Source organism: Gordoniibacillus kamchatkensis (genome assembly GCF_000829455.1).
GTDB classification, from domain to species: Bacteria; Bacillota; Bacilli; order Paenibacillales; family NBRC-103111; genus Gordoniibacillus; species Gordoniibacillus kamchatkensis.
The window spans coordinates 191918-214065 of sequence record NZ_JXAK01000002.1 but is presented as its reverse complement, the minus strand read 5'-3'; the positions used below and the strand labels follow the sequence as shown (position 1 = coordinate 214065).

The 22148-nt window shown below is 54.6% G+C and carries 20 protein-coding genes and 3 pseudogenes; 6 read left to right on the top strand and 17 right to left on the bottom strand.

Going from position 1 to position 22148, the window contains the following annotated elements:
• Positions 1-51: 51 nt before the first annotated feature.
• The 7 genes from SD70_RS02180 to SD70_RS02155 all read right to left on the bottom strand — a co-directional run bounded on the left by SD70_RS02180 (position 52) and on the right by SD70_RS02155 (position 6955).
• A complete protein-coding gene (locus SD70_RS02180; protein ID WP_041045134.1) occupies positions 52-912 on the bottom strand; it encodes a carbohydrate ABC transporter permease in 861 nt (286 codons plus the stop codon).
• Positions 906-1877, bottom strand: a complete 972-nt coding sequence (locus tag SD70_RS02175) for an ABC transporter permease (RefSeq protein WP_041045132.1) — start codon at positions 1875-1877, stop codon at positions 906-908. Before SD70_RS02175 ends, SD70_RS02180 begins: the two co-directional genes overlap by 7 nt.
• Positions 1878-2320: 443 nt before the next feature.
• Positions 2321-3574, bottom strand: a complete 1254-nt coding sequence (locus SD70_RS02170; RefSeq protein ID WP_231570992.1) for a sensor histidine kinase — start codon at positions 3572-3574, stop codon at positions 2321-2323.
• Positions 3565-4107 (bottom strand): cache domain-containing protein, encoded by a 543-nt coding sequence (locus SD70_RS37440; protein WP_231570991.1) that lies wholly within the window; start codon positions 4105-4107, stop codon positions 3565-3567. Before SD70_RS37440 ends, SD70_RS02170 begins: the two co-directional genes overlap by 10 nt.
• 5 nt (positions 4108-4112) lie before the next feature.
• Complete coding sequence (locus SD70_RS02165) at positions 4113-4481, bottom strand: helix-turn-helix domain-containing protein (RefSeq protein WP_052486968.1); 369 nt, start codon at positions 4479-4481, stop codon at positions 4113-4115.
• A complete protein-coding gene (locus tag SD70_RS32720; RefSeq protein WP_052486967.1) occupies positions 4435-5661 on the bottom strand; it encodes a response regulator in 1227 nt (408 codons plus the stop codon). Before SD70_RS32720 ends, SD70_RS02165 begins: the two co-directional genes overlap by 47 nt.
• Before the next feature lie 478 nt (positions 5662-6139).
• Positions 6140-6955, bottom strand: coding sequence for an AraC family transcriptional regulator (locus SD70_RS02155; protein ID WP_052486966.1), 816 nt, complete (start codon positions 6953-6955; stop codon positions 6140-6142).
• A gap of 130 nt (positions 6956-7085) precedes the next feature.
• On the opposite strand from SD70_RS02155, the gene SD70_RS02150 reads away from it, so the two are divergent.
• Positions 7086-9347: an FAD-dependent oxidoreductase gene (locus SD70_RS02150; protein ID WP_041045259.1), complete on the top strand. Its 2262-nt coding sequence runs from the start codon at positions 7086-7088 to the stop codon at positions 9345-9347.
• 515 nt (positions 9348-9862) lie between these two features.
• On the opposite strand, the gene SD70_RS02145 is transcribed toward SD70_RS02150, so the two are convergent.
• Positions 9863-10321, bottom strand: coding sequence for an SDR family oxidoreductase (locus SD70_RS02145; protein ID WP_231570990.1), 459 nt, complete (start codon positions 10319-10321; stop codon positions 9863-9865).
• Positions 10322-10616: 295 nt separating this feature from the next.
• Positions 10617-11591: a helix-turn-helix transcriptional regulator gene (locus tag SD70_RS02140; RefSeq protein WP_231570989.1), complete on the bottom strand. Its 975-nt coding sequence runs from the start codon at positions 11589-11591 to the stop codon at positions 10617-10619.
• Positions 11592-11759: 168 nt separating this feature from the next.
• On the opposite strand from SD70_RS02140, the gene SD70_RS02135 reads away from it, so the two are divergent.
• Complete coding sequence (locus tag SD70_RS02135; protein ID WP_041045130.1) at positions 11760-12239, top strand: hypothetical protein; 480 nt, start codon at positions 11760-11762, stop codon at positions 12237-12239.
• Between the two features lie 21 nt (positions 12240-12260).
• Entirely contained in the window at positions 12261-12737 is a 477-nt protein-coding gene (locus SD70_RS02130) for a GyrI-like domain-containing protein (RefSeq protein WP_041045126.1), read from the top strand.
• 191 nt (positions 12738-12928) lie between these two features.
• Here the strand turns inward: SD70_RS02130 and SD70_RS02125 are convergent, their stop codons facing one another.
• Together SD70_RS02125 and SD70_RS02120 are read right to left on the bottom strand one after the other, a co-directional pair.
• Positions 12929-13528, bottom strand: a complete 600-nt coding sequence (locus SD70_RS02125) for a hypothetical protein (RefSeq protein ID WP_156157846.1) — start codon at positions 13526-13528, stop codon at positions 12929-12931.
• Positions 13489-14196: a hypothetical protein gene (locus SD70_RS02120; RefSeq protein WP_041045122.1), complete on the bottom strand. Its 708-nt coding sequence runs from the start codon at positions 14194-14196 to the stop codon at positions 13489-13491. The genes SD70_RS02125 and SD70_RS02120 overlap by 40 nt, the downstream gene beginning before the upstream one ends.
• A gap of 111 nt (positions 14197-14307) precedes the next feature.
• On the opposite strand from SD70_RS02120, the gene SD70_RS35680 reads away from it, so the two are divergent.
• The 3 genes and pseudogenes from SD70_RS35680 to SD70_RS02110 all read left to right on the top strand — a co-directional run bounded on the left by SD70_RS35680 (position 14308) and on the right by SD70_RS02110 (position 15324).
• Positions 14308-14559 (top strand): hypothetical protein, encoded by a 252-nt coding sequence (locus SD70_RS35680; protein WP_156157845.1) that lies wholly within the window; start codon positions 14308-14310, stop codon positions 14557-14559.
• Positions 14526-14765 (top strand): annotated as a pseudogene (locus tag SD70_RS40140) (hypothetical protein); the annotation flags it as partial. The gene SD70_RS35680 and the pseudogene SD70_RS40140, both read left to right, overlap by 34 nt.
• A 223-nt stretch (positions 14766-14988) precedes the next feature.
• Complete coding sequence (locus tag SD70_RS02110; protein WP_041045118.1) at positions 14989-15324, top strand: helix-turn-helix transcriptional regulator; 336 nt, start codon at positions 14989-14991, stop codon at positions 15322-15324.
• 5 nt (positions 15325-15329) lie between these two features.
• Here SD70_RS02110 and SD70_RS02105 read toward each other — a convergent pair whose 3' ends face one another.
• From SD70_RS02105 to SD70_RS02085, 6 genes and pseudogenes are all read right to left on the bottom strand, one after another.
• A complete protein-coding gene (locus SD70_RS02105; protein WP_052486964.1) occupies positions 15330-16181 on the bottom strand; it encodes a carbohydrate ABC transporter permease in 852 nt (283 codons plus the stop codon).
• A gap of 24 nt (positions 16182-16205) precedes the next feature.
• Positions 16206-17087: pseudogene (locus SD70_RS02100) on the bottom strand (carbohydrate ABC transporter permease).
• A 77-nt stretch (positions 17088-17164) separates the two neighbouring features.
• Entirely contained in the window at positions 17165-17620 is a 456-nt protein-coding gene (locus SD70_RS39640; RefSeq protein ID WP_331436709.1) for an extracellular solute-binding protein, read from the bottom strand.
• Between the two features lie 23 nt (positions 17621-17643).
• Positions 17644-18485 (bottom strand): annotated as a pseudogene (locus tag SD70_RS39635) (extracellular solute-binding protein).
• A gap of 191 nt (positions 18486-18676) precedes the next feature.
• Positions 18677-20230, bottom strand: coding sequence for a response regulator (locus tag SD70_RS02090; RefSeq protein WP_041045253.1), 1554 nt, complete (start codon positions 20228-20230; stop codon positions 18677-18679).
• Positions 20208-22004 carry a sensor histidine kinase gene (locus SD70_RS02085; protein WP_041045116.1) on the bottom strand — a complete coding sequence of 599 codons (1797 nt, stop codon included), beginning with the start codon at positions 22002-22004 and terminating at the stop codon, positions 20208-20210. Before SD70_RS02085 ends, SD70_RS02090 begins: the two co-directional genes overlap by 23 nt.
• Between the last annotated feature and the right edge of the window lie 144 nt (positions 22005-22148).

Genomic DNA, 22148 nt, shown 5'->3' with positions numbered 1-22148 from the left:
TTGATACGGACCAAGTCTTCGTCCCTGCAGGTCAACGAAGCTTTGGCCGCTTCAACCTTTGATGGAACCGAGCAGCATGCCCTTCGTAAAATGTTTCTGGATAAACGGATACACGGCAATGATCGGCAAGCTCGCCATGACGACCGACGCCATTTGCAGCGTCTCGGTCGGCGTCAAATTGTCGGCGTTTTCCAAAGGCTGCTGGGACTGAATCAATATTTCCCGGACAATGACCTGAAGCGGGAAGAGCGTCCTGTCCGTCACGTACATGATCGCCTGGAAAAATTCGTTCCAATGCCCGACGGCGTAAAACAGCGAAACGGTCAGCATCACCGGCACCGAGAGCGGCAGCGCGATTTGCCACAGCACCCGGAATTCGCGGGCGCCGTCGATGCGGGCCGATTCGAACAGCTCCTCCGGCAGCTGCTCGAAAAAGCTTTTGACGATGAGGACGTTGAAGCTCCATACCAGGTTCGGAAAAATGAGCGCCCATAGCGAATTCAGCAAGCCGACGGATTTGACGACAAGATAGGTCGGAATGATGCCGCCGCTAAACAGCAGCGTGAACACGACCATCAGCAGGAAAGCGCTGCGGCCGGGCAGCTTTTTGCGGCTTAGCGGGTATGCCATCAACGCCGTAACGGCGATATTCAGCAAAGTCCCGACAATCGTAATATAGACGGTAACGGCGAGCGCCCGCGGGATGCCGGAATCGCCTAGCAGCTTCGCATAAGCGGCAAACGTAATTTCCCTCGGCAGCAAAATGAAGCCGCCGTTCTTCAGCACTTCGCCGATCGGCGTAACGGAGACGGAGACGACGTACAGCAGCGGAAAGACGACAGCCGCGCCGCACAGAGCCAAAATCACGACCGTAACCGCGCCCACAATGCGATCTTCGGCGCTTCTCACCATATTCCGTCCCCCCACCTTTTGGCGATTCGATTGGAGATCAGCACCAGCACCAGGCCGATCGCCGCCTTGAACAGCCCCACCGCCGCAGCCAGGCTGAAATTGAGCTGCTGCAGTCCGGTGCGGAAAACCCAAGTGTCGAGAATATCCGCCACCGGATACACCTGGATGTTGTACATGATGTAGATTTGCTCGAAGCCCGCATCCAAAATGTGCCCGAGCCGCAAAATGAGCAGCATGACGATCACGCTCCGTATGCCGGGCAGCGTAATGTGCCAAATCATGCGCAGCCGCCCCGCTCCATCTACTTTGGCCGCTTCGTACAGCGTCGGGTCGATGCCTGCCATCGCCGCCAAATAAATGATCGCGCCCCAGCCGAGATTTTGCCACACTTCCGAGCCGACGAGCAGCGAGCGGAAGTAGTCGGTCGACGTCAGGAAAGGAATCGCCTTCCCCCCGGCTTCCGTTATCCAATGATTGACGAGACCGGAGCTTTGCGACAAAAGCGCCAGCAAAATGCCGTAAATGATAACCCACGACAGAAAATGCGGCATGTACGTCAGCGTCTGAATGAGCGATTTGAACCAGCGCACGCGGCATTCGTTCAGCACGATGGCGAACAGGATCGGCGGCAGCGCGCCGAATACGAGCTTGTACAAGCTGATCAGGAACGTATTCGTCAGCAGCTGGGCAAAGTACGGCGACTGAAAGAACTGGGCAAAATGTTTGTCCCAAGGCTGCGCCCACGGGCTGCCCATAATGCCGCTGGCCATGTTGAAGTCTTTGAAGGCGATAATGATCCCGTACATGGGAACGTACCTGAACAAAAGATAGAACGCCACGCCCGGCAGGAGCATCATGTACATCGCCCTGAACTGCCATACGTACTTCCAGCCGCGCGGCGGCCTCGCCGTTCGTCGGGACGCGCGGGCGACGGCGGTGTCCGCTATGCCGATCGGTTGCTCCATTATGTGTCACCTCGTTCGCCGGCAGCCGGCGTGTAATGGTTGCGCTTTCATGTGATTGCATTATACCGGTATGGCAAGCGCTGCACTATGCAGCGTTTTTGTCAAAATAGGACCTCAGCTTGCAACTGGGAATGGGTTTGGAGGATACATGCGGAGTGAAGGCTGGAAATGAACCAGGAGATGCAGGCTGTCTGAGAAAGTAGGGCTGCGCTGCGGACCTAAGAATGTGAGTCTCCGGCTTCGCCCACACTCGTGTTCCCTCGAATTGGAAAACATAGTGGGAACACGAGTTCAAAGGCGCACGTTCCGCTCCAAGGCCTACATTCCCATCCTCCGCTCCGCCTGAGAGACGACTTTTAAAGCCGCGTTCCATCCGCTCGGGATGATAGGCCGGTGGTTCATTTTCGGGCCCGCAGCGCAGCCCTTGCCGTCCGGCACATCTCCTAAGCATGAGAATGCATCCGTTCCTCTCCCCGGTCTGCGCCGGAGCGGTCGTGGGCAATGGCCGGCAGCTCGATGACGACGACGGTGCCGGCATTTTTGACGCTCCGCACTTTGACGCCGTACTCCTCTCCGAAGTGCAGCCGAATGCGCTCATGCACGTTATGCAGCCCGATGCCGGTAAAACGCTCCTTCGGCATTGCGGAGGCGCCGCCCTGCAGCACTTGGCTCAGCCGCTCACGGTCCATGCCGACGCCGTTGTCGCGGATGACGAACCGGAGCAAGCCGCGCCGCACTTCACCCCGCAACGTAATGCGCCCGCGCCGGCCGGACGGCGCAATGCCGTGGAAAATCGCGTTTTCCACGATCGGCTGCAGCGTCAGCTTGAGGATCGCGCAGCTATTCACCGCAGGCTCGATGCGCGAGGAGAAGGCGAACGTATCGCCGTAACGCGTTTGCTGGATTTTCAAATATTGCTGCAATCCTTCCAGCTCTTCCTCGGCGCTGACGAATTCCGTCGTTTTGTCAAAGCTGAATTTCAGCACTCCCACCAGCGCTCGTATCGTTTCCTTCACTTCGTCGCTACGGTGCTGCCGGGCCAAGCTTCCGATGCACGCCAGCGTATTGTACAAGAAATGGGGCGCGATCTGGCTTTGTAGCATTTTCAGCTCCAGCTCCTTTTTGCGCGCTTCCATCGTTTTCGTTTCCACCAGCAGATCGCGAATTCGCTCCATCATGGCGTTAAAGCTGCGGGTCAGCCGTCCGATCTCGTCGTCCCGGCGCACCGGCAAGCTCGGCACGACCGCCATATCGCGGACGCGGTCCATGCGCGTCGCCAGCATCCGGATCGGGTGCGTCATCAGCCTCGACATTGCGAACGCCGCAAGCAGCAGCACGGCCAGCATGACGACGGCGACGTTCTGATAATTGCTGTACAAGGTGGCGATATTTTGATAAAAATAGCTTTCTTTAATGAAAAAAATGAGCGACCAGCCGAGCCGGTTTTGCCCCGATTTCATGACGGCCAGCCGCCCCTTCGGTCCGTCCGCCTGGCCTTTGCCGATCGGAAGCTCGCCGAGGTAGCTCACGAACTGCTCCGGGAGCTCCGTCAGATACGAGTGCTTTTTGCTCGGCAGCAGCTCCGTGTTTTTGTCGTACAGCACCAGCTCGTTTTTGTCGGACAGCAGCACGAACGTTTGATTTTGCTGCGTCAGCTCGGCCAGCTTGGCGGTCAGCTTCTCCAAATTCAGCTCCACGACGCGACGCCGACCCGTTGTCTTTGCTTATCAAAAATGGGGCTGGCGATCGCCACCGTATCGCCGGATTGCGGGGACCGGTAAGGCTGGCTCACGATCGAGTACATATTGTTTTGGGCCATGGCGTACAGCTGCGTCAGCATCGGATTGCCCAGCACCTCGTAGAACACCTGCGAATTGCTGAACACTCGGCCGTCGGAGCGCATGATATATACCGTCTTGACCGTCGTGCTGTTATTCTCGGCGACAGACCGCAGAAAGTCCTCCACCGTCTTGTTGTCGCTCGATTTCAGCAAATCGATGTTGGAAGAAAGCAGGAGCAGGATGTTTTGCCCGTTGTCCAGATAAGTGTCCAGGAATTGATTCGTGCGGGCGATAAGCAGCTGCGCGTCGTCGACGATTTGCCGCTTGAACAGGTCTGCGGCGCGGCTGTAGTTGTTGGCGGCCAGAAAGGCGAATAGAGTGAACGTGACGAGAAAGAGGAGCAGGAACTGCTTGGTGGCCATGCTCCAGCGATTGACCCAGCGCAGCATGGCGGTTACCCCCTTTTGTATTCCGTCGGCGACGCACCGGTGTGCTCGCGGAACGTTGCGCTGAAGTACCGGTAGCTCGGCATGCCGACCGCATTTGCCACCTCGTACACGCGCATCGAAGTCGTTCGCAGCAAATGGACGGCGCGCTTGATTCTTGTTTGCGTGACGTAGTCGTGAAAGGAACAGCCAGTCTCCTCCCGGAACAGCCGGCTCAAATAATGCGCGCTCAGTCCAACCTCTTCGGCGACAAGCGACAGGCTGAGCGATTTGTGCAAGTTGGCTTCGATGAACGCTTTGGACTGTACGATTTCCCTTCGTTCCAACACCTTAGGGCCGTTTCCGCTTTCCACTTCGCGGATGACCGCCGCCGTCATTTCGCTCAGCGTCCGCGCCCGGAGGATGGAATGAGCCGTTTCCGCCCGTTTCTCCACCCGACTTCTCGGCACCCGCGCCCGCGCCTGTCCAGAGGCGTCTCCAATCCAAAACAAGGCTTTTCAAAATATCCGGCGGCAGCCGATGCTTGAGCGCCCATCTCGGGAGCTCGCCGCGCAAACAGTCGATCAGCCTGGCCCGGTCCCCCTTGGTCTGCCTCAGCTTCTCGCTCATCTCGGACACCGCTTCTTCGGAGACCGGTTCCGCTGCTGTCCGGCCGCCGATAAATACTTTCCCGCCCAGATCGTAGAAGCGGTGAGGGTGCTCCTCCGTTACGAATCGATACGCGTCGGCCAAATCCGCCGGCTCCCGGACAGGCTCGCTGACGACGGTGTAAACGCGGACGGCGTCAGACCAGGAAGCGCTCCTCTCGAGCTTCCCGCTAACGGCTGCCGCGACCGACTCCAAGCGGGTGCGCAGCGTTGCCGGGTGCTGCCCCTCCGGTCCGAACAGCAGCAGATACACCCCGTCTTTGGAAGGCAGCCACACAAAAGGCTGATGCGGTTGCTCCAGCGAGGTGAGCACGTCTTCGACCATTCGTCTTACAGGGGGGCGGTCCGATTTTCCGGCTTCGACGTGCAGTGCGGTCATTCTGTAAGGAGCCTTCAAGCCAAAACGGGACGCGAAAAAATCGGCGAGCCGGCCTTCTTGTCCCTCCGCCGGCTCCGACTGCAGCAGCTCCTCGAACATCCGCCACCGGCATTCTTCGGCTTCTTTCCGGCGCAGCGATTTGGCGCGATAGTGCGCTTCCTTCGCTTTGGCCAGAGCCGCCTCCAAATCCCGCTCCTCCATCATAACCTTCACCAAATATTCGACGGCGCCGAGCTGGAGCGCTTCCCGCGCATAAGCAAAGTCGGAATGGCAAGTCAATAGCACGACTTGCGTCAGAGGCGATTCTTCTTTAAGTTGGCGATATAAACTGAGCCCGTCCATAACCGGCATCGTTATATCGGTAATGACGATGTCCGGAGGGAAATTGCGGCAAAATGCGAGCGCCTCTTCCCCGTTCGCCGCTTCGCCTACCAGCTCGAATCCTTTCTCCTCCCACGGAAACAGACGCAGCTCCTGCCGGAGCGGGAGCTCGTCGTCGACAACGAGTACGGTCAACGTTTCGCCATTCACTTAAGACCCTCCTCCGCATCATCGCGCTTCGCCCACCGGTAATGTACGCGCTTTCAAAATATTATTGTATCATGTTCTCCGCTGGCGAAATATGCAGTGAATTTGCTTTTTTATCCCTACAATCGTGCTTGCGTTTTATATATAAGTTGTTGCCCGAAACGAGCAGTCCATGGAAGAAGTCCCGATATTAGGTTATCTGGAATGAATTCCTCCCGCTAATCATTCTGTTTCTAGAGTTTCAATTCAATTGCATGGAAAATGTACTGCTAATTCAAACGAGGTCCTCGGAACTCAGGAGAAACGGGCGATTTAACATGAGGTTTTCCAGCTAACGCGCCTCAATTCAAGAATGTAGGCCATATTAAAGGGACGTTTTCCAGCAACAGCAGCCGGTCAGGAGACTAGACCGTATCAGTTAAGCAACGATGGTTTTAAGCTGCACCTCTTGCTTATGCCGCACCAGCGCTGCTTGCCAAGTTTACAGCCTATGCAGGCTGCGGTACTGAGACGGGCTCACGCGCAGCTTTTTCATGAACATGCGGCTCAAGTAGAAGCCGTTCTCGTACCCGCATTCGGCGGCGATGTCGTCGAGCGTCAGGCGCGTTTCCAGCAAAAGCGTCTTCGCCTTCTCCAGCCGCAGCGAAGTGACGTATTCCATCGGCGTTTGCCCCCATGCGCTGCGAAAACGTCTCGTCAGCTGCACCGGGCTTAGCTTCGCCGACGCCGCGTATTCCTTCAGCCGCAGCGCCTCGAAAGCGTGCTTGCGAATCCACCGGGCCGCCTCGGCCATCGCTTCGTCCGGCACGCGCTTTGTTTCCGGCCGGCGCGCCAGCGCCCCTTCGAGGCAAAGCTGGTGCCATAAATCGCAGAACAGCGCCTCAACCGAAGCGATGCGCTGTCCCACTTCGAAATGCTGGGCTTGCTGCAAGTAGGCGTATGTCGATGACAACCGCTCATGGTCGGCGAAAGCGACGCCTCCGCACGGGCGCGGTTCCTGCGCGTCGGTGCCCCGGTGTAGTAGTTCGTCTGCAGCGCGCCACCGAAACGTATAGAAATGAAACGAAACCGGATCGACGACCTGGCGTTCGAACGGAACGTGCGGGGGGCAGAAGACGGCGTCGCCGAACCCTGCCTCCCCTTCTGCTTCGCCGATCTTGTAGCGGAACCGACCCGCTGTCACCGCAAACAGCACCCAATCGGCATACGTGTCGGACGGCAGCTGAAACTCCCGCTTTTGCCGCCAATACACATGCGATACGGCCGCAGGACGGTATTCGAAGCCTCTGCCTTGCATCGCAACGCCCCCAAATTTGTTTGAAATTATGTATATGTCTATGATAATTCCGTGCATTACATATTGCCATAACTTCTTTTAGAATGAAGGTGTTTCGAAATAACGGATATGCCAGGAAGGTGTGATGGCGATGAGGAACGAAACGGTACGGACGGACATCACCGTCGTCGGCGGCGGGCTGGCCGGCGTCTGCGCGGCGATCGCCGCGGCCAGGTTAGGCTGTACCGTCGCGCTCGTCAACAACCGGCCGGTGCTCGGCGGCAACTCAAGCAGCGAGGTGCGGGTGTGGGTATGCGGCGCGACGGCGCACGGCACGAACCGCTACGCGCGGGAAACGGGCATTATGGGCGAGCTGTTCGTGGAAAATCAGTACCGGAACCCGGAGGGGAATCCGTACTTATGGGATTTGACGGTGCTCGAGGCGGTCAAGGCGGAGCCAAACATCCGGCTGTTTCTGAACACCGACGTGCATGAAGTGGAAGCCGGCGGCGACGCCGGGCGGCGCACGATTACCGCCGTCACCGGCTGGATGATGGGCTCGGAGCGGCGCATCCGGTTCGAGAGCGCGGTGTTTCTCGACTGCACCGGAGACGGGCTCGTCGGCTTTCTGGCCGGAGCCAAATACAGGCTGGGCCGTGAAGCGCGCAGCGAATACGGCGAGAGCTGGGCCCCGGAGGTTGCCGACGACATCACTCTCGGCAGCACACTGCTGTTCTACACGAAGGATACCGGACAGCCGGTCAAGTACGTCCCGCCTTGCTTCGCCAAGGACATCGCCAAGACGTCGATCCCGATGAAGCGCGTCATCCGCAGCGGCGACAACGGGTGCCACTACTGGTGGATCGAGTGGGGCGGGGAGCTGGATACGGTGCACGACAACGAGCGCATCCGCGACGAGCTGTGGTCGGTCATATACGGCATCTGGGACTATATTAAAAACTCCGGAGCGTTCCCGGATGCGGCGAACATGACGCTGGAATGGGTCGGCTCGATGCCGGGCAAGCGGGAATACCGCCGCTTTGTCGGCGACTACGTGCTGAATCAGAACGACATTATCGCCCAGCGCGAATTCGAGGACCGCATTGCCTTCGGCGGCTGGTCGATCGATCTCCATCCGCCGCAAGGGATGTACTCGACCGAGAGCGGCTCCAAGCACTTGCACGCCGACGGCATTTACCACATTCCGTTCCGCTCGCTCTATTCGGTCAATGTCGACAACCTGATGTTCGCAGGCCGCGACATTAGCGCTTCTCACGTCGCCTTCGGCACGACTCGGGTCATGGCTACGTGCGCCGTCATTGGCGAAGCTGCGGGTACAGGAGCGGCTCTCGCCGTACAGCATAGCGCCACGCCACGCGAAATTGCCGAGCGCCGGCTGGAGGAGCTGCAGCAGACGCTGCTGCGCCAGGACGCCTCGATCATCGGACTGCGCAACCGGGACTCTTCCGACCTGGCGCGAACGGCGACCGCCTCGGCGTCCGGCACCTTGTGCTGGCTTGCCGTCGAGCAGGCCGCCAATCCGTTCCCGTTGAATGTCGACGTCGGTCTGCTGCTGCCTGCGGTACCGGAGCTGCAAAGACTGGAGCTGCTGGTCGACGCTGCATCCGATACGACGCTGGAAGTCGAAGTGTGGAGCACCGGCCGCGCCGAGAACTATGTGCCTCATCGGCTCGAGGTGCGCGGCAGTGCGCCGGTTGCGGCCGGCGAGCGGCAATGGATCGGCGTGGACGTCCCGTGGCGGCCGGCTGCGGATTCGGCTGCCCGCAACGCCTTCGTCGTCGTCAAAGCGAACGAATCGGTAACGCTGCACGTCTCGGGCCGGCCGCAAACCGGCGTGCTCAGCTTCGTGAAAGGAAAGCGGCCGCTCGTGTCGCAGTCGCTGGAGGACCACGACATCGAGCAGCCGGTCGTGCAATGGAGCATGCGCCAGCTCGTCCGACGGCCATTCTGCTTCCGGGCGCACCCGGAAACGGAGGCGTTCGCGCCCGGCAAAGCCGTGGACGGCTACGCCCGCCCGTACGGCGAGCCGCATCTGTGGGCATCGGAGCCGCTGGCGTCCGGCCAGGAGGCGTACCTCGAACTGTCGTGGGCGGACGGCCCCGTGCTTATTAGGGAAGTTCAGCTGATTTTCAACGACGACGTCAATGAAGATTTGATCAACCTGCATCATCACCGGACGCCGTTCGACATCATCCCCGAGCTCGTTCGCGATTATCGCATCGAGGCGGAAAGCGGCGGCGTCTGGCATACGCTATTGCGCGAGACGGACAACCGCAAGCGCAGGCGGGTGCACCGGCTGGAGCAGCAAGTACATGCCTCGAAGCTGCGTATCGTCGTGGAACGCACCAACGGCGGGGACTGCGCCGAGATCGTGCAAGTGCGGGTATATTGACCGGAAGCGGCGGCGGCCCAGAACGAAAATAACGTCCTGGGCCGCCTTACATTTTCTTCGGCATCGTCAATGAAAACAATATCTTGTCTGTAACGGCAAGTATTAAGGCCATGCTGTTTATATGGCCTCAAGCACTAGACAATACTCCATGATCCAGTTGTTTGATACTGCACATTCCTTACTTCGTCGGCATGTTCTTTGGTTTTTTTTTAAGCAACTCGTATTTCGATTAGTATTAGGGAGTATATTTACAAGGAAATGGGATATTTCGCATAGGGTAACTTCCCACACCTGGTAAGCAGTTTATACCAGAAAGTTCAGCTTAACGGGCCTATCGGCGAAAAATGCGCCTAAGTGTACCGCACGGCGGCCTTGTGGCCTCTCAAAGTATCGTTTAAACAACAAAAACACGGAGTTCGTACGCTAAGGAGAAAAGTCCAGTAAAATCGTTGAAGCCTCTTCCGATTGGGTTTTGGTGGAAGAGGCTTACATTCGCCGTTCATCCTGCGAGAAACTTAAACCAGAGTAGAACCGCCATCCACGATAACGATCTGACCGGTGGAATATTTCTCGCGCATGAAGTAGAGAAACGCCTCGGCACCGTCCTCCGGTTCGCCGACTCGCCCAACCGGCAACGCTTTCCCGGCATTTTCATACATCGCGTTCCGGTGTTCCTCAGGAATACCGTCCCACAGCTCGGTACGCATAAGGCCGAAGCAAACGGCGTTGACGCGAAGCGGACTCAGCTCGACGGCCAACGCCCTGGTGAGCGACTCGACAGCGCCGCATATGCTTGCTGCGACAGTAAACCCCTTCTGCGGACGAACTCCGGCAACGCCGGAAGTCAACGTGATTGAACCACCCGGTCTGATGTTTCGGCTACCGTATTTGGCGGCCATAAACGCTCCCCAGTATCGCACGTTAAACAATCGGCGCGCTGTATAGACGTCGGTGGCGTCGAGACTTTCGACCATCAATGGATCGCCGGCAGTAAAGACCAAGTGATCGAATTCCCCGATTTCGCTGAAAAAAATTGACGAACCTGTTCCTCATTCGTCAGATCAACTGCATACCCCTCGGTACCTTCGGGCAAACGCGAAACGGCACGGTCAGCTCTTTCTTTTTGACTGGACACGACGACCAGGGATGCCCCTTCCAGTTATTTGGGGTTAATTCCCCCTGGATTCAGCAGGCTATCCACATAGGCGCTCAGGATAGGAGAAGGCAGGAATTCCAAAAACATGGAGACAGATTTCCCTTTGCGGATATTTATTGGCCAAGCGTGTATTTTGTTAAAGTGTCGGCACTTCCCCTTAACCGCTCTTCCAAAATCAAGCGCAGCTCATCAGGAATCCGTTCAAACTCGACCCCTTTCCCCAAAAACAAAAGCCAATCCGCATAATACGCTAGCGCCTCAACATCGGTCACATCCAGTTGAACATTGAAAATCCCACTCGACTGGAACATCCCTGTAAAGGACAAAATAATCCCCGGCGGGTGCAAGCGCTTAAAGCGCTGAATCCCAGTCGTATCCAGCTTTACAACCAAATTGGACTCACGTGCACCAAGCCGTTTTTTGCTTAAAATCTCTTGCTCAGACCGCCTCATCTTCTGCTCAGAAATTGCCGAATCCCGCAGCATCTCAACCGGCAAATAACGAAACTCATCGGTATCAAGATCATAAACCTCGACCAGCCAACGAGCGTTTGAGTTTAAAATATGAATCAAAAAAACGTCCATCAACTGCGGCCAGCCAGGACTCGGCTCATACGTCAAGCGCAAGTGCTTATCCCGCGCGGCTAGCGAAATCAACTGGTTCAACTCCGCAGGCGCCGCATCATCGAGTTCCAAAAGATTCGGATTAGCAGGATTTGTATTTTCAAAAAGCAAAATATTATTCAGCTCGATCAGCTCGTCGTGCTGGGTTTGCGACGCGATGCCGATGAGTTTTTCAGTGATGGAGCGGCGATTTTGCAAATATGGCAGCTGCGAATTTTTCGAGGCAATAAAGCTGATAAATATCGCTTTAAGTTCTTCTGGCGTGAAACGGACGGCGGACAGATACTGATTTTGCAGGACATTGTAGCCACCCCCGCGCCCAAGCTCGGTCGTCAGCGGAAAACCCATCGCCTGAATCTCGTTAATGTCGCGGATCGCTGTCGCGCGAGAAATCTTGAACTCCCGCTGAATCTCTGCAATCGTAAAATGCGCGCGGTTATTGATGAAGCGCATGATCAGGTTCACTCGTTCTGTCTTTTTCATGATTTTATTGTATCAGAAATGTAGCATCAGTACTGATTTTGATTCTGTTTTTGCATTACTTTTTGATATCCGGGAAAAGGTATCGTTTTTTGATACATTTAGCGAATAGTATCAATCTTGTAAAAATAAATCCACTAAGGAGAGATCAAAATGTCTAACTACTCCATCCAAACAATCGCAGAAAACTACAAAATGACTGCTTTCGGTGTTTCACTTGAAGACTACAACGACTGGGCAGGTAATGCAGCAAAAACTGCAGCGAAAAAAGCTGAAATCACTGAAAACGGCAAGCTTGCCGAACTTCTCGCGCTCGCTGACGGGCAAGAATATCAAATTAACTACGTCCTCGACGGCAAGGCTTGGCGCGGCTTCGGCGTGATGGGTGCATACGACGTGGAAGGCGCGGTCGTCCTCGACTTCCTCGCTGGGGACTACCTCGTGGTGCCTGGCACAGGCACTGACAAAGACCGCCTTTCTGACGAAATAACAGGCAAAGTTTTCGGGGGCCTGCTACAAGAAATCACAGACTACAAATACGTTGGTCCTGGTAACTCAACCTTCGTCAAAGCAGCTGAAGACGGTACATTCTACGGCGAAATGTGGCTTCGTGCAAAAAAAGTAGCAGGCTAATCTCAGTCAAAGGAGCAACCCATGGCAAATTACACCGTTGAACACAAAAAATCATTTACATTGACCGCTTATGGTTTTTCAATTCAATCCAATTTCCAAGACGCGCCAGCTTTGCAAAAGGAAAAGGCAGAGTTTTGGAGAGGACTCAAAGCTGACGGGCGTTTTGATAAGCTCAAAGCGGCCGCAAAAGATGATCGCGAATGGTCAGTCAACGAGGTTTATCAAGGCAGACCGTGGAATTATTTCGCGGTAGAAGCTAGCAAATCGGTGGCTGACGCAACACGCATCATCGAGTTTCCAGAGAGCGAGTACATAGTGCTCGCAGGAACCGGCGACAAGGAAACTTTGTTTGATCAGTTGACTTACCGTGCTTTTGGCGAAGTCTTGTCACAAATCACGGACTATGCTTACATCGGCGGTCCAAATGCGACTTATCGCAAAGAAAACGGTGACGGCACTTTCTACGGCGAATTTTGGGTTCCTGTGGTTAAAAAATAGTAGGGTAAGACGGGGGATTACTCCCCCGGACTCGCCGTCGAACCTGATGTACGGATTTCCCGTGGATGTCGCCCGCAAACTACTTTTCGCCTTCACTTGTGGTAGGGTTCCCCGCGCTGTAACGGCAAATCTTAAGGCCATCCTTTGCGGGATGGCCTTTCCCTTACTAGCTATAACCGCAACACCCGCGCCTACACTTTCCCTTCCGCTGCCGCAACCTCGTGGGCTTTGCGCACCTCGCCCCAGAAATGATCCAGCTCGTGCTTCGCCACTTCGCGGATGTAGCCCAAATCTTCACCGAACAGCTCCGGCGTCCATGTGCGGCCGAAAGCGGCGTGCGTCACTTCGTCCGCCCAATCGTAATCCTGGAATTGAGCCATGAGCGGATGCTTCGCCTCGTCGCGGCAAAACTCGAACTCGCCGACCTTGCCCGGACGCTTCATCGCTCCTTCTTCGATGCCGATGGACAGCCATGCATACTGGGTGCCGGGCATTTTTTCGATGTTGACGTCGTAATCGGACGTGTATTGCGGCCGCGAATGCCAGTCGTACCCTTCCGCCTCGAGCGCAGCTTGACCGAACAGCGCATGGCGGATTTCGTCCCACAGATGCCGTGCCAAATCGCGGTAAAACGTCCACGGCATCCCTTTCTGCAGCCAGATGACCGCCGCCAGCAGCTCCGCCGCCGTCATCTCCTCCTGCCGCACCCGCATCATGCTTACGAGCCGTTCCCGCACCGGATCGTCAAACTTTATCCCCATGCTGGAGCGGTACAGCGTCGTGCCCCCCATAGCGGGGTCGCGCTGCGACTGTTTGGGCAGTTGGTAAGTCGTGAACGAACGGACGCGCACGGGCAATTTTGCCGTCTTGGCGGCTTCTCCGCCAATGCCGCCGGCCGCATCGATACAGGACCGAAGCAGCGCGCAGAAAGAGGCTGCCCCTGTCTCATCCCATTTCCCCTCGCTGCGCAGCCGCTCGATAGCTTCTTTCCCCCATGCCAGCTGATCCTCAATATCGAGCAGCAGCTGCCGCATGAGCGGACCGTCGGCTGGTCGACGACTTGCTGCGTCCGGCTCATATGGCTCAGGTAAGCTTTGGCCAGCCCCGGTTTGATGACGGTATACACGCCCGCTAGCCATTCCGAATCGGAAGCGGCGTGCAGCAGCTCATCCATCAGCAGCGCGAGCGCGGGGTCGGGCTCCTGCCCGACGCTGGGCAGCGGCGACCGCAGCTGATGAATTCGCGTGCGCAGCTGATCGGCCGCTTCCGCATCTTCGTACAGATGCCGGCCGATCGCGACTTTGACGTCCCAATTGTGGCGGGAAGGAAGCTGGGCCGCGCCGGCGAACAGCAGCCGCTCGTGAATGTACCGGAAGCGCTGCAGCCGCTTGGCGTTCTCCTCCACCCCGAATGCGCCGATCCGGTGCGGATCCGAAATTCCTGCGTACGATATTGCCATCGTCATTCCTCCTAAGCTCGTCGATACTCCTATTTTCACGCAAGCTTAAATCGCTTACAATACAGACAGGAAGGAAAAGGGTGTAATTTTTTGATGTGGGGAGCGACGGTCATGGAGGGTGGGCTGCCTTGCTTGCACTTTTGCGGAGATTTCGTAGTTCGCCGGAACTGGAAGCTGAACGAGCGCATTTTGGAAGAGCATGAGCTCGTTTATTTTCCGATCGGAACGGGTACGGTGTACCGGTGTGAAGATCAAATTTATACATTGAACGAGCCATGCTGGATCGTGACCAGAGCGGGTACGAGGCATAGCTACGTGTTCAGGGTACGGTGTACCGGTGTGAAGATCAAATTTATACATTGAACGAGCCATGCTGGATCGTGACCAGAGCGGGTACGAGGCATAGCTACGTGTTCAGCGACAGCGCCGCCACCCGCCATCAATTTCTCCATTTCAGCGGCGGCGAAGCGTACGCGCCCACTTTGCTGCAGTCGCCCGGGGTGAACCGGATTCCGGTCCGCGACGGTGGATTTCATGCGGCCCTGATCAGGCATTTGCTGGAAACCGCCAATACCGGCAAAAACGACCGCCACTGCAGCGTCCTGCTATCCGCGCTGCTGAGCGAGCTAGAGCACGAGTGCAACCGGGGCCTGGGAGCCGCAGAGTCTTCGGCAAACGGCGGAGAACATACAACGGGCCGCCGGCGGCCCCGTTTACCCACTTATTGTCAGCAAAGCGTTATCGTATATCCGCACCCGTCTGGCCGAACCTCTTACCGTAGCGGAGGTGGCGATGCACTGCAAAATCTCGCACGAGCACTTGACGCGAATGTTCGTGCGCTCCGTCGGCGTCCCGCTGCGCCAAATCATCATTCAGCTGCGGCTGGAACGGGCCGCCTATTTGCTGCGCCACAGCACCCTTACCGTCAAGGAGATCGCCGCCCAATGCGGCTACACGGAAAACCATTATTTTTCCAAAGCGTTCGCCGCCAGCTTCGGCATGACCGCCATCGCCTACCGGAAAAAGTTCGCCGATCCGCTCGTGCAGCACGTCGTATACGACGGCACGGCCAACGAAAACTACCCGATCAACACCTACATCCACCTCAACCCTTTATACCGGTCGTAGAGATGCTATCCTTTAATACCCGTTAGCGTAACGCCTTCGATAATGTATCGCTGGCCGATAATATATACAATCAGTACGGGTACGATGGCGATGCTCGACGCCGCCATCAGCAGCGCCCAATCCGTCGTGTACTGGCCGCGGAACTGGTTCAGCATCATCGGCACCGTAAATTTGTCGATGGAATTCAAGAAAATGAGCGGCTTGAAAAAAGAGTTCCACATACCCAAAAAGGTAAATATCCCGAGCGCGGACAATGCCGGTTTGATGAGCGGCAAAATAATCCGGCTATAGATCGTCCAGCGGTTCGCTCCATCTACAATCGCCGCTTCTTCAAGCTCGTTAGGAATGCTTTTAATGAATTGTCTAAGCAGGAACACGCCAAACGCATTAATTAGCGATGACGGTACGATCAGCGGCAGATGGGTATCGTTCCATCCGAACCACTTCATCATCAAATAGAGCGGAATAATGGTTACTTGTTCCGGGACCATCATCGTCGCCAAAAACATGACGAAAATCGGTTCCCGCAAAGGAAACCTCACTTTTGCGAACGCATAAGCGGCCATGGAACATGTAATAAGCTGCGCTGCCACAACGATCACATTAATGTAAAAACTATTAAAGTACGCTCTGGAGAAAGGGAGAAAATTCCACGAATTTTTGTAGTTTGTCCATACGAACGGATGAGGGATCCATTTAGGCGGTATCAGGAAAATTTGGCTGATGTCCTTCAAGGAGCTTAAGAGCATCCAAATGAACGGCATCGTCATAATTAATGCGCCGCAAACGAGTATAGCGTGAAGCAATAAAGACTGAGGTCCGAACTTCGGCGATTTCTTTGCTGTCGTGCTCTCCATCCCGTTTCCTCCTTCACTCGATAATCATCCTTCGTAATGTACCCAGCGCCGGCCTACCCCCAATTGAATCACGGTCAGCAGTAAAATGATCAGGAACAGGAGTACCGCAGCTGCCGCGCTTCGGCCAAACGTAAAATCGACAAAGGCCCGCTGATAAATATGATAGACGATGGAATAGCTCGCCTTGGCCGGGCCTCCTCCGGTCAACACGAAGGATTGGTCGAACACTTGGAAGGAACCGATAATCGAAACAATCGTGGCAAAGAAAGTGGTCGGCGTCAGCAAAGGCAGCGTTACGTTGCGGAACTGCTGCCACTTGCTCGCTCCGTCAATCTGCGCGCTCGTAGTACGAAGCGGAAATCCCCTGCAAGCCGGCCAGGAACAAAATCATGTTCCCGCCGACTCCCCACCAAATGCTGAGGACCGCAATGGAAGGCATGACGATTCGGGTGTCCGTGAGCCATTTCGGTCCGTCAATCCCGAACCATTGCTTCAGATAAACGTTGATTAAGCCGAAATCGGAGTTAAAGATCCACAAAAACACGACTGAAACGGCGACGGAACTTGTGATGGAAGGCATGTAGTAGAATATCCGGTATATGAGCTTGCCCCGTACTTTATTTAAGCCAACGGCGACCAGGATCCCCAGTATGATCGATCCCGGCACGACAATGAGGTATATAGCGACGTATTTTTCAGAGCCATCAAAAAGTCAGGATCAGTGAACGTATAAGCAAAATTTTGAATACCGATGAACGTTTTCTTTCCGAATCCGTCCCACTTCATCGTAGAAAGCGCGAGCGACATGACGAGCGGAAAGAGCGCAAATACGAGCAAACCGGCCAGTTGGGGAAAAATGAACAAGTAGCCCCAAAACACATCCAACCGTCTTCTGTTCAACGTCATCACCTTCCTTCGCAAACATGAGATTTAAGAGGAAGGAAGGGTACCGTCTCCGGCATCCTTCCCCCTTTTGCAAATCGTTATTTTTGCGACTTGACGTCTTGAATTTTCTTGTTGGCCTGAGTGCCGAGATCCTTCAAGCCGTCCTCAAGCGTCCCGCCCTTCAGCCAGAGAGCTTCCAGCGAATCGGTAATGACTTTGCTCAGTCCCGGTACGCCCGCTTCTTTCGGCGTCAGCGCATAGCCGATGGCGCGAGCGTCAAGGAATGTTTTGGCGTGAGCCGGAAGGTTGCCTTCCAGTACGACCTGGTCTGCGCCTTTCGTTGACGGAACCGCGTTGCCGCCGCCCTGGAGACGGAAGATTTGGCCTTCTTTGCTGACGAACGCCTGGATGAACTCCCAAGCCGCCGCCTTGTTTTTCGTAGCCTTGTTCATCGAGATGTAAGCGGTCGGAATGCCGGCCGGCTCCATCTTCTTACCGGTGTTGGTCGGCCACGGGGCGATATCGAACTCAAGACTGGCGTTGGCTTTGAACACCGGCAAGTACCAGCGGCCCGCGCCTACGAAGCGACCTGGTTCGACATGAACATCGCGTCCGCGCCCTGGCCTTTCGGCAGCGTGCCTGCGAACGTGAAGTTCCCCGCCTTGACGTTGTCGTACACATATTTCCAAGCTTCTTTCGCTTTCGTGTCCGTATCGGCAATGAATTTGCCGGAATCGTCATAAATGTTCCCGGCATTGGAAGTAATCCAGCTATAATAATGGCCCCACCAGTTGTCAAGGACGTACCCGTATTTTTTTGCGCTGCGCAGTTTGGTCGTCATATCCTGGAATTTTTGCCAATTCCATTGGCCGTTCTCGGCCAGCGTCGCCGGATCTTCGGTGATGCCCGCCTCTTTCAGAACCTTCTTGTTATACCAGAGAACCATCGGGTTGCAATCTACGGTAATGCCGTAAATTTTACCGTCTTTCTTCGCTGCCCCCATAACCCCTCGAAGTAATCGTCCGCCGTAATTCCGTTGCCGGCTTTGAAGTAAGGAGTGAGCTCTTCGATGCTGCCGTTCTCGATGAACTTCACGATCGAACCGTCGCCGGCATAGAACACATCCGGCGCCGTTCCGCCGCTCAGTTGGGTGAGAATTTTCTGCTCGTACTCGCCGGGGATCGGAATGAGCTCGGCCTCAATATTCGGATGCTTCTGGTTGAAATCCTTGGTGAATTCCTGGAAGCGGGTGAGCTCGCCGGGATTTCCCCAAGTGGCCCATTTGATCTTCACTTTCTCGCCGCCGCTTTTATTGTTCGAAATATTCGCATTGGCCTGATCCTTCTTGTCGTTCGCAGCGGTACCCGAGGCGCTGGAGCTGTCGCCGCTGCCGCAAGCCGAAAGCAGCGGGACGATCATGAGCGAAGTCGTCAGTATTGCCGAAGCCAACTTCTTAACCTTCATCTTTCGATTCCCCCTAAACGGAGTTTTGGAAACGCTTTTATTTTACAAATAGCGGGGGGAATCTTAGAACCCACTTAATTCCAAAATAGTGGACTATGTTAAGAAACTTTGCTGGTGAAAATAACCGGTCTCAGTTTCGGAAAAATCTATCCATTTTTCCGAAAATACTCCTCCCTGTAGTCTGTGGGAGATATCTGCATGACCTTCTTGAACAGCTTGCTGAAGTATTTGACGTCGCTGAAACCGGACATTTCCGCCACTTCATAAACTTTGAGCGCAGAATCCTGAAGCAAGTCCTTCGAACGGTTGAGCCGCAGTTGTATCAAGTAATCGACAAAGTTTTGTCCCGTTACTTTTTTGAACACTTCGCTGAAATAATTTTTGCTCATGTTCACCGTTTTGGCGACATCGCGCAAAGATATGGCTTCAGCGTAATGCGCCTGGATATACTCAATCGCTTTGGCCACCACGCGCTGGTGGATCCGGTTTTCCCCGAAGCACGCTTCTGCTTGCTGGGCGTTCTTCTTCTCACACCACAATTCGGCGAATATGCCGAAGATCCACTCCTTCACTTCCTCGGCGGTTTCCAGCATATTGAGGGTGCATAACCTGTCTACCGGCTGAAAGGTGTCCGGACTCAGAACATGAAACAGATACAGGAGTTCTTGCGCCTGCCGCATCACCTCGCGGACCGTACTTTGCCCGTACATCCATTGACCCGTGATTTCTTGCAGGCAATCGTACGCCTTATGTCTAAAGCCGTCGCTCACGTATCTTTTGAGCGTGTCCTTCAACGTTTTGAAGTAGACGGCCGATTGCATCGTGCGAAGCTCCAGTACCGGAGAATAGTAGTAGATGGCTCCGAGTTCCTGAAAAAATCCCCGTTCGACAGCTTGAACCGCTTGCGTATAAGCTTCCGGCACATGAACGGGCTGCGACAGCGGCATACTGACCCCCAAAGTAAAGGAAACGCCGAGCTCCTGCAAGCCGTGCTTGAATTTCTCCAACAAAGAAATAAACTTGTTATTCTCGTCCAGCGGCAGCAGCAAAACGATCTGATCGAAAGCTCCGCGTACCGCCACTCCTTGCTTGAACATACGGTAAAAAATGTTCTGGGCTTCTTCCATGATGATTTCCATGTAAATCCCGTCTTTTTTCATCTGCTGTTTCGAATCCAGCGAGCAGACGACCACACGGCATACTTCCGAGAGCGTTACGATATTTTCGTCCGCTGCACTTTCGCCCGCCAGCCATTTCAGCAGCGTTCTTTCTTCGGACAAACGTTTGCTGCGGAACTCGAGTATCCCGTTTTTCTCCCGTTCCTCGATAACCTGGCGCGTAACCTTCTCCAGCGCCTGGCTCAGATTTTCATTTTCCAAAGTAGGCTTGAGCAAGTAATCGGACGCCCCGAGGCGGATTCCTTCCCGCGCGAATTCAAAATCGTTATAGCTGCTCAGCAGTATGATTTTCGTTTGGGGAGAAACTTTTCTGGTCCAGCGGGTAAGCTCAAGACCGTCCATAACCGGCATGGAAATGTCCGTAATCAGGATGTCAACCTCCTGATCCTCAATCCAGCGCAGTGCCTTTTGGCCGTTAGACGCCTCCCCCACGATCTTGAAGCCGCTCGAGTCCCAATCGAAAAAATGGCGGAGTCCCGTACGGGCCATCGCCTCGTCATCAACTAACAACACTTTGAACATGGCTGAATTCCTCCCCATTCTGTTGTTTGCCGAAAACGAGCCTGACGGTCGTTCCTTTCCCGGAAGTACATTGGACCGTGACGCCGGCGTCCTTTCCATAGTACAATTTCAACGTTTGGTCTACGTGGGATAATCCGATTCTCGTCATCCCTCGCGTTCGGGATTCGTTCTCCTTCATCTTCATCAGCTCGGGCAGCTTCTCCTTCGGGATGCCGATGCCGTCGTCATGGATGTAAACGACGATATTGAAGCCATCCTCCATAATGCTGATATCGATATTCCCCGGCTCCTCTTTGGGCGCGATTCCGTGAAAGATGGAATTTTCCACGATGGGCTGCAGAAGCATTCTGGGAATCATAATCTGCTTCAAGTGCTCGGGACAATGGATTTTCATCGACAGCTGGTTGCTGTAACGATATTGCTGAATGACCATGTACTTTTCCAGCAGTTCGATCTCTTCCCCAAGGGGGACGAATAAGCCTTTCCTTTCGATGCTGGATTCGAGCAAATAAACAAGGTTGGTTACCGCGTTGGCGACATCGTGCGTCTTTCCGAGCTTCGCCATCCAGCGTATGGAATTCAGCGTATTGTAAAGAAAATGCGGATTGATTTGATAGCGCAAAGCGCGTATTTCCGCCTTCTTCTTCTCGGCTTCCTTCTCAGCTACACGATTGATCAACGCCTGAATCTTTTCGTTCATCTTGTTGAAGCTTAGTCCCAGCTGACCCAGTTCGTTTTTCCCGGTCATCCGGCTGCGCGCGCTAAGATCGCCGCTTTCGCTGCGTTTCATCAGCTTGCACAAGTGAATCAACGGCAGGCTGATTTTCCTCGAAATAAAAAAACCTACGATAAGCGCCCAAAATATCGATACGATCGCGATGGTGATCGTCATACTTCGAATTTGCTGCGACTCGCCGATGAGTTCCTGAACCGGAACTATGCCGTTCACGCGCCAACCGTTTTCCAGGACGGAAGGGATCTCGAGATAGCTGTTTTCCCGGTAAGTGAATTTATCTATTTGATCGTATAACGGAAAATCGGAAGCAACGCCGTTAAAAATATTATTCGGATGGTACACGTACTTATGGCTCGCGTCTGCGATATATGCAAACCCCTTTTGGGCAAATCTGACCGCATTGACCTCTTTCGCTAATATGCTGCCGCGGATTTCGATAAAGATGACGCCGATCACACGGCCGGTTTCCACATTGCGCAATGTGCGTCCCATAGCGAACACAGGGATCCCCATATCGGTCTCGCTGATATAAGATTTATTGGACACCCCGAACCAAACCGGGCGCCCGTCACCCTCCAGGATGGATTTGTACCAACCGGTTTGCCAATGGTCGATACGATCAATGGTCGAATCGAATACGGAATATTTCTTTTTATCGTCAAAAACGTAAATATGCAGCAGCTCGGGAGAGTTGGTCATCATGGATGAAATGAGCCTGAGCGCTTCGGTTCGCTGCTTCTCCTTGTCATATTCCGTATCGAGGGAGTCGGGCTCGATCGCTTTTTGAATCGCTTGGCTGTACATCAGGATCATGGAAATATCCTCGTACTTTTTGGTAATGAAATGGATCTTATCGCTCAATTGGTTAATCGTCTGCTGTGCGACGGCGCTCACTTGTTTTTCAACGATGGAGGTTGATTTTTTATACGATAAATATCCCCCTACCGCTATAGGGACGAGCATGCTGACGAAAAAAATGAGAAACAGCTGAGTGGAGATCGAATGTAAGCGCTTTAAAAAAAGTTTGGCCACATGCATCTTTTCTCCCTCCCAAGCAATATCAAGTGGAAAGAAGCGTAAACCCTATCGTTCGACCTTCGACCAGGCTTTCATTTGATGCCCGAGGCATAGTTAAATCCCGACCGCAACGGAACTATTACCGTTACGTAGTATGTGATTGAA

Excerpts from the sequence above, each read along its gene's own strand:
- SD70_RS02180 (WP_041045134.1), bottom strand. The coding sequence starts at position 912 with ATGGTGAGAAGCGCCGAAGATCGCATTGTGGGCGCGGTTACGGTCGTG.
- SD70_RS02175 (WP_041045132.1), bottom strand. The coding sequence starts at position 1,877 with ATGGAGCAACCGATCGGCATAGCGGACACCGCCGTCGCCCGCGCGTCC.
- SD70_RS37440 (WP_231570991.1), bottom strand. The coding sequence starts at position 4,107 with ATGCTGCGCTGGGTCAATCGCTGGAGCATGGCCACCAAGCAGTTCCTG.
- SD70_RS02165 (WP_052486968.1), bottom strand. The coding sequence starts at position 4,481 with ATGACGGCGGCGGTCATCCGCGAAGTGGAAAGCGGAAACGGCCCTAAG.
- SD70_RS02155 (WP_052486966.1), bottom strand. The coding sequence starts at position 6,955 with ATGCAAGGCAGAGGCTTCGAATACCGTCCTGCGGCCGTATCGCATGTG.
- SD70_RS02150 (WP_041045259.1), top strand. The coding sequence starts at position 7,086 with ATGAGGAACGAAACGGTACGGACGGACATCACCGTCGTCGGCGGCGGG.
- SD70_RS02145 (WP_231570990.1), bottom strand. The coding sequence starts at position 10,321 with ATGGTCGAAAGTCTCGACGCCACCGACGTCTATACAGCGCGCCGATTG.
- SD70_RS02135 (WP_041045130.1), top strand. The coding sequence starts at position 11,760 with ATGTCTAACTACTCCATCCAAACAATCGCAGAAAACTACAAAATGACT.
- SD70_RS02130 (WP_041045126.1), top strand. The coding sequence starts at position 12,261 with ATGGCAAATTACACCGTTGAACACAAAAAATCATTTACATTGACCGCT.
- SD70_RS02125 (WP_156157846.1), bottom strand. The coding sequence starts at position 13,528 with ATGGGGGGCACGACGCTGTACCGCTCCAGCATGGGGATAAAGTTTGAC.
- SD70_RS02120 (WP_041045122.1), bottom strand. The coding sequence starts at position 14,196 with ATGGCAATATCGTACGCAGGAATTTCGGATCCGCACCGGATCGGCGCA.
- SD70_RS35680 (WP_156157845.1), top strand. The coding sequence starts at position 14,308 with ATGGAGGGTGGGCTGCCTTGCTTGCACTTTTGCGGAGATTTCGTAGTT.
- SD70_RS02110 (WP_041045118.1), top strand. The coding sequence starts at position 14,989 with ATGCACTGCAAAATCTCGCACGAGCACTTGACGCGAATGTTCGTGCGC.
- SD70_RS02105 (WP_052486964.1), bottom strand. The coding sequence starts at position 16,181 with ATGGAGAGCACGACAGCAAAGAAATCGCCGAAGTTCGGACCTCAGTCT.
- SD70_RS02090 (WP_041045253.1), bottom strand. The coding sequence starts at position 20,230 with ATGTTCAAAGTGTTGTTAGTTGATGACGAGGCGATGGCCCGTACGGGA.
- SD70_RS02085 (WP_041045116.1), bottom strand. The coding sequence starts at position 22,004 with ATGCATGTGGCCAAACTTTTTTTAAAGCGCTTACATTCGATCTCCACT.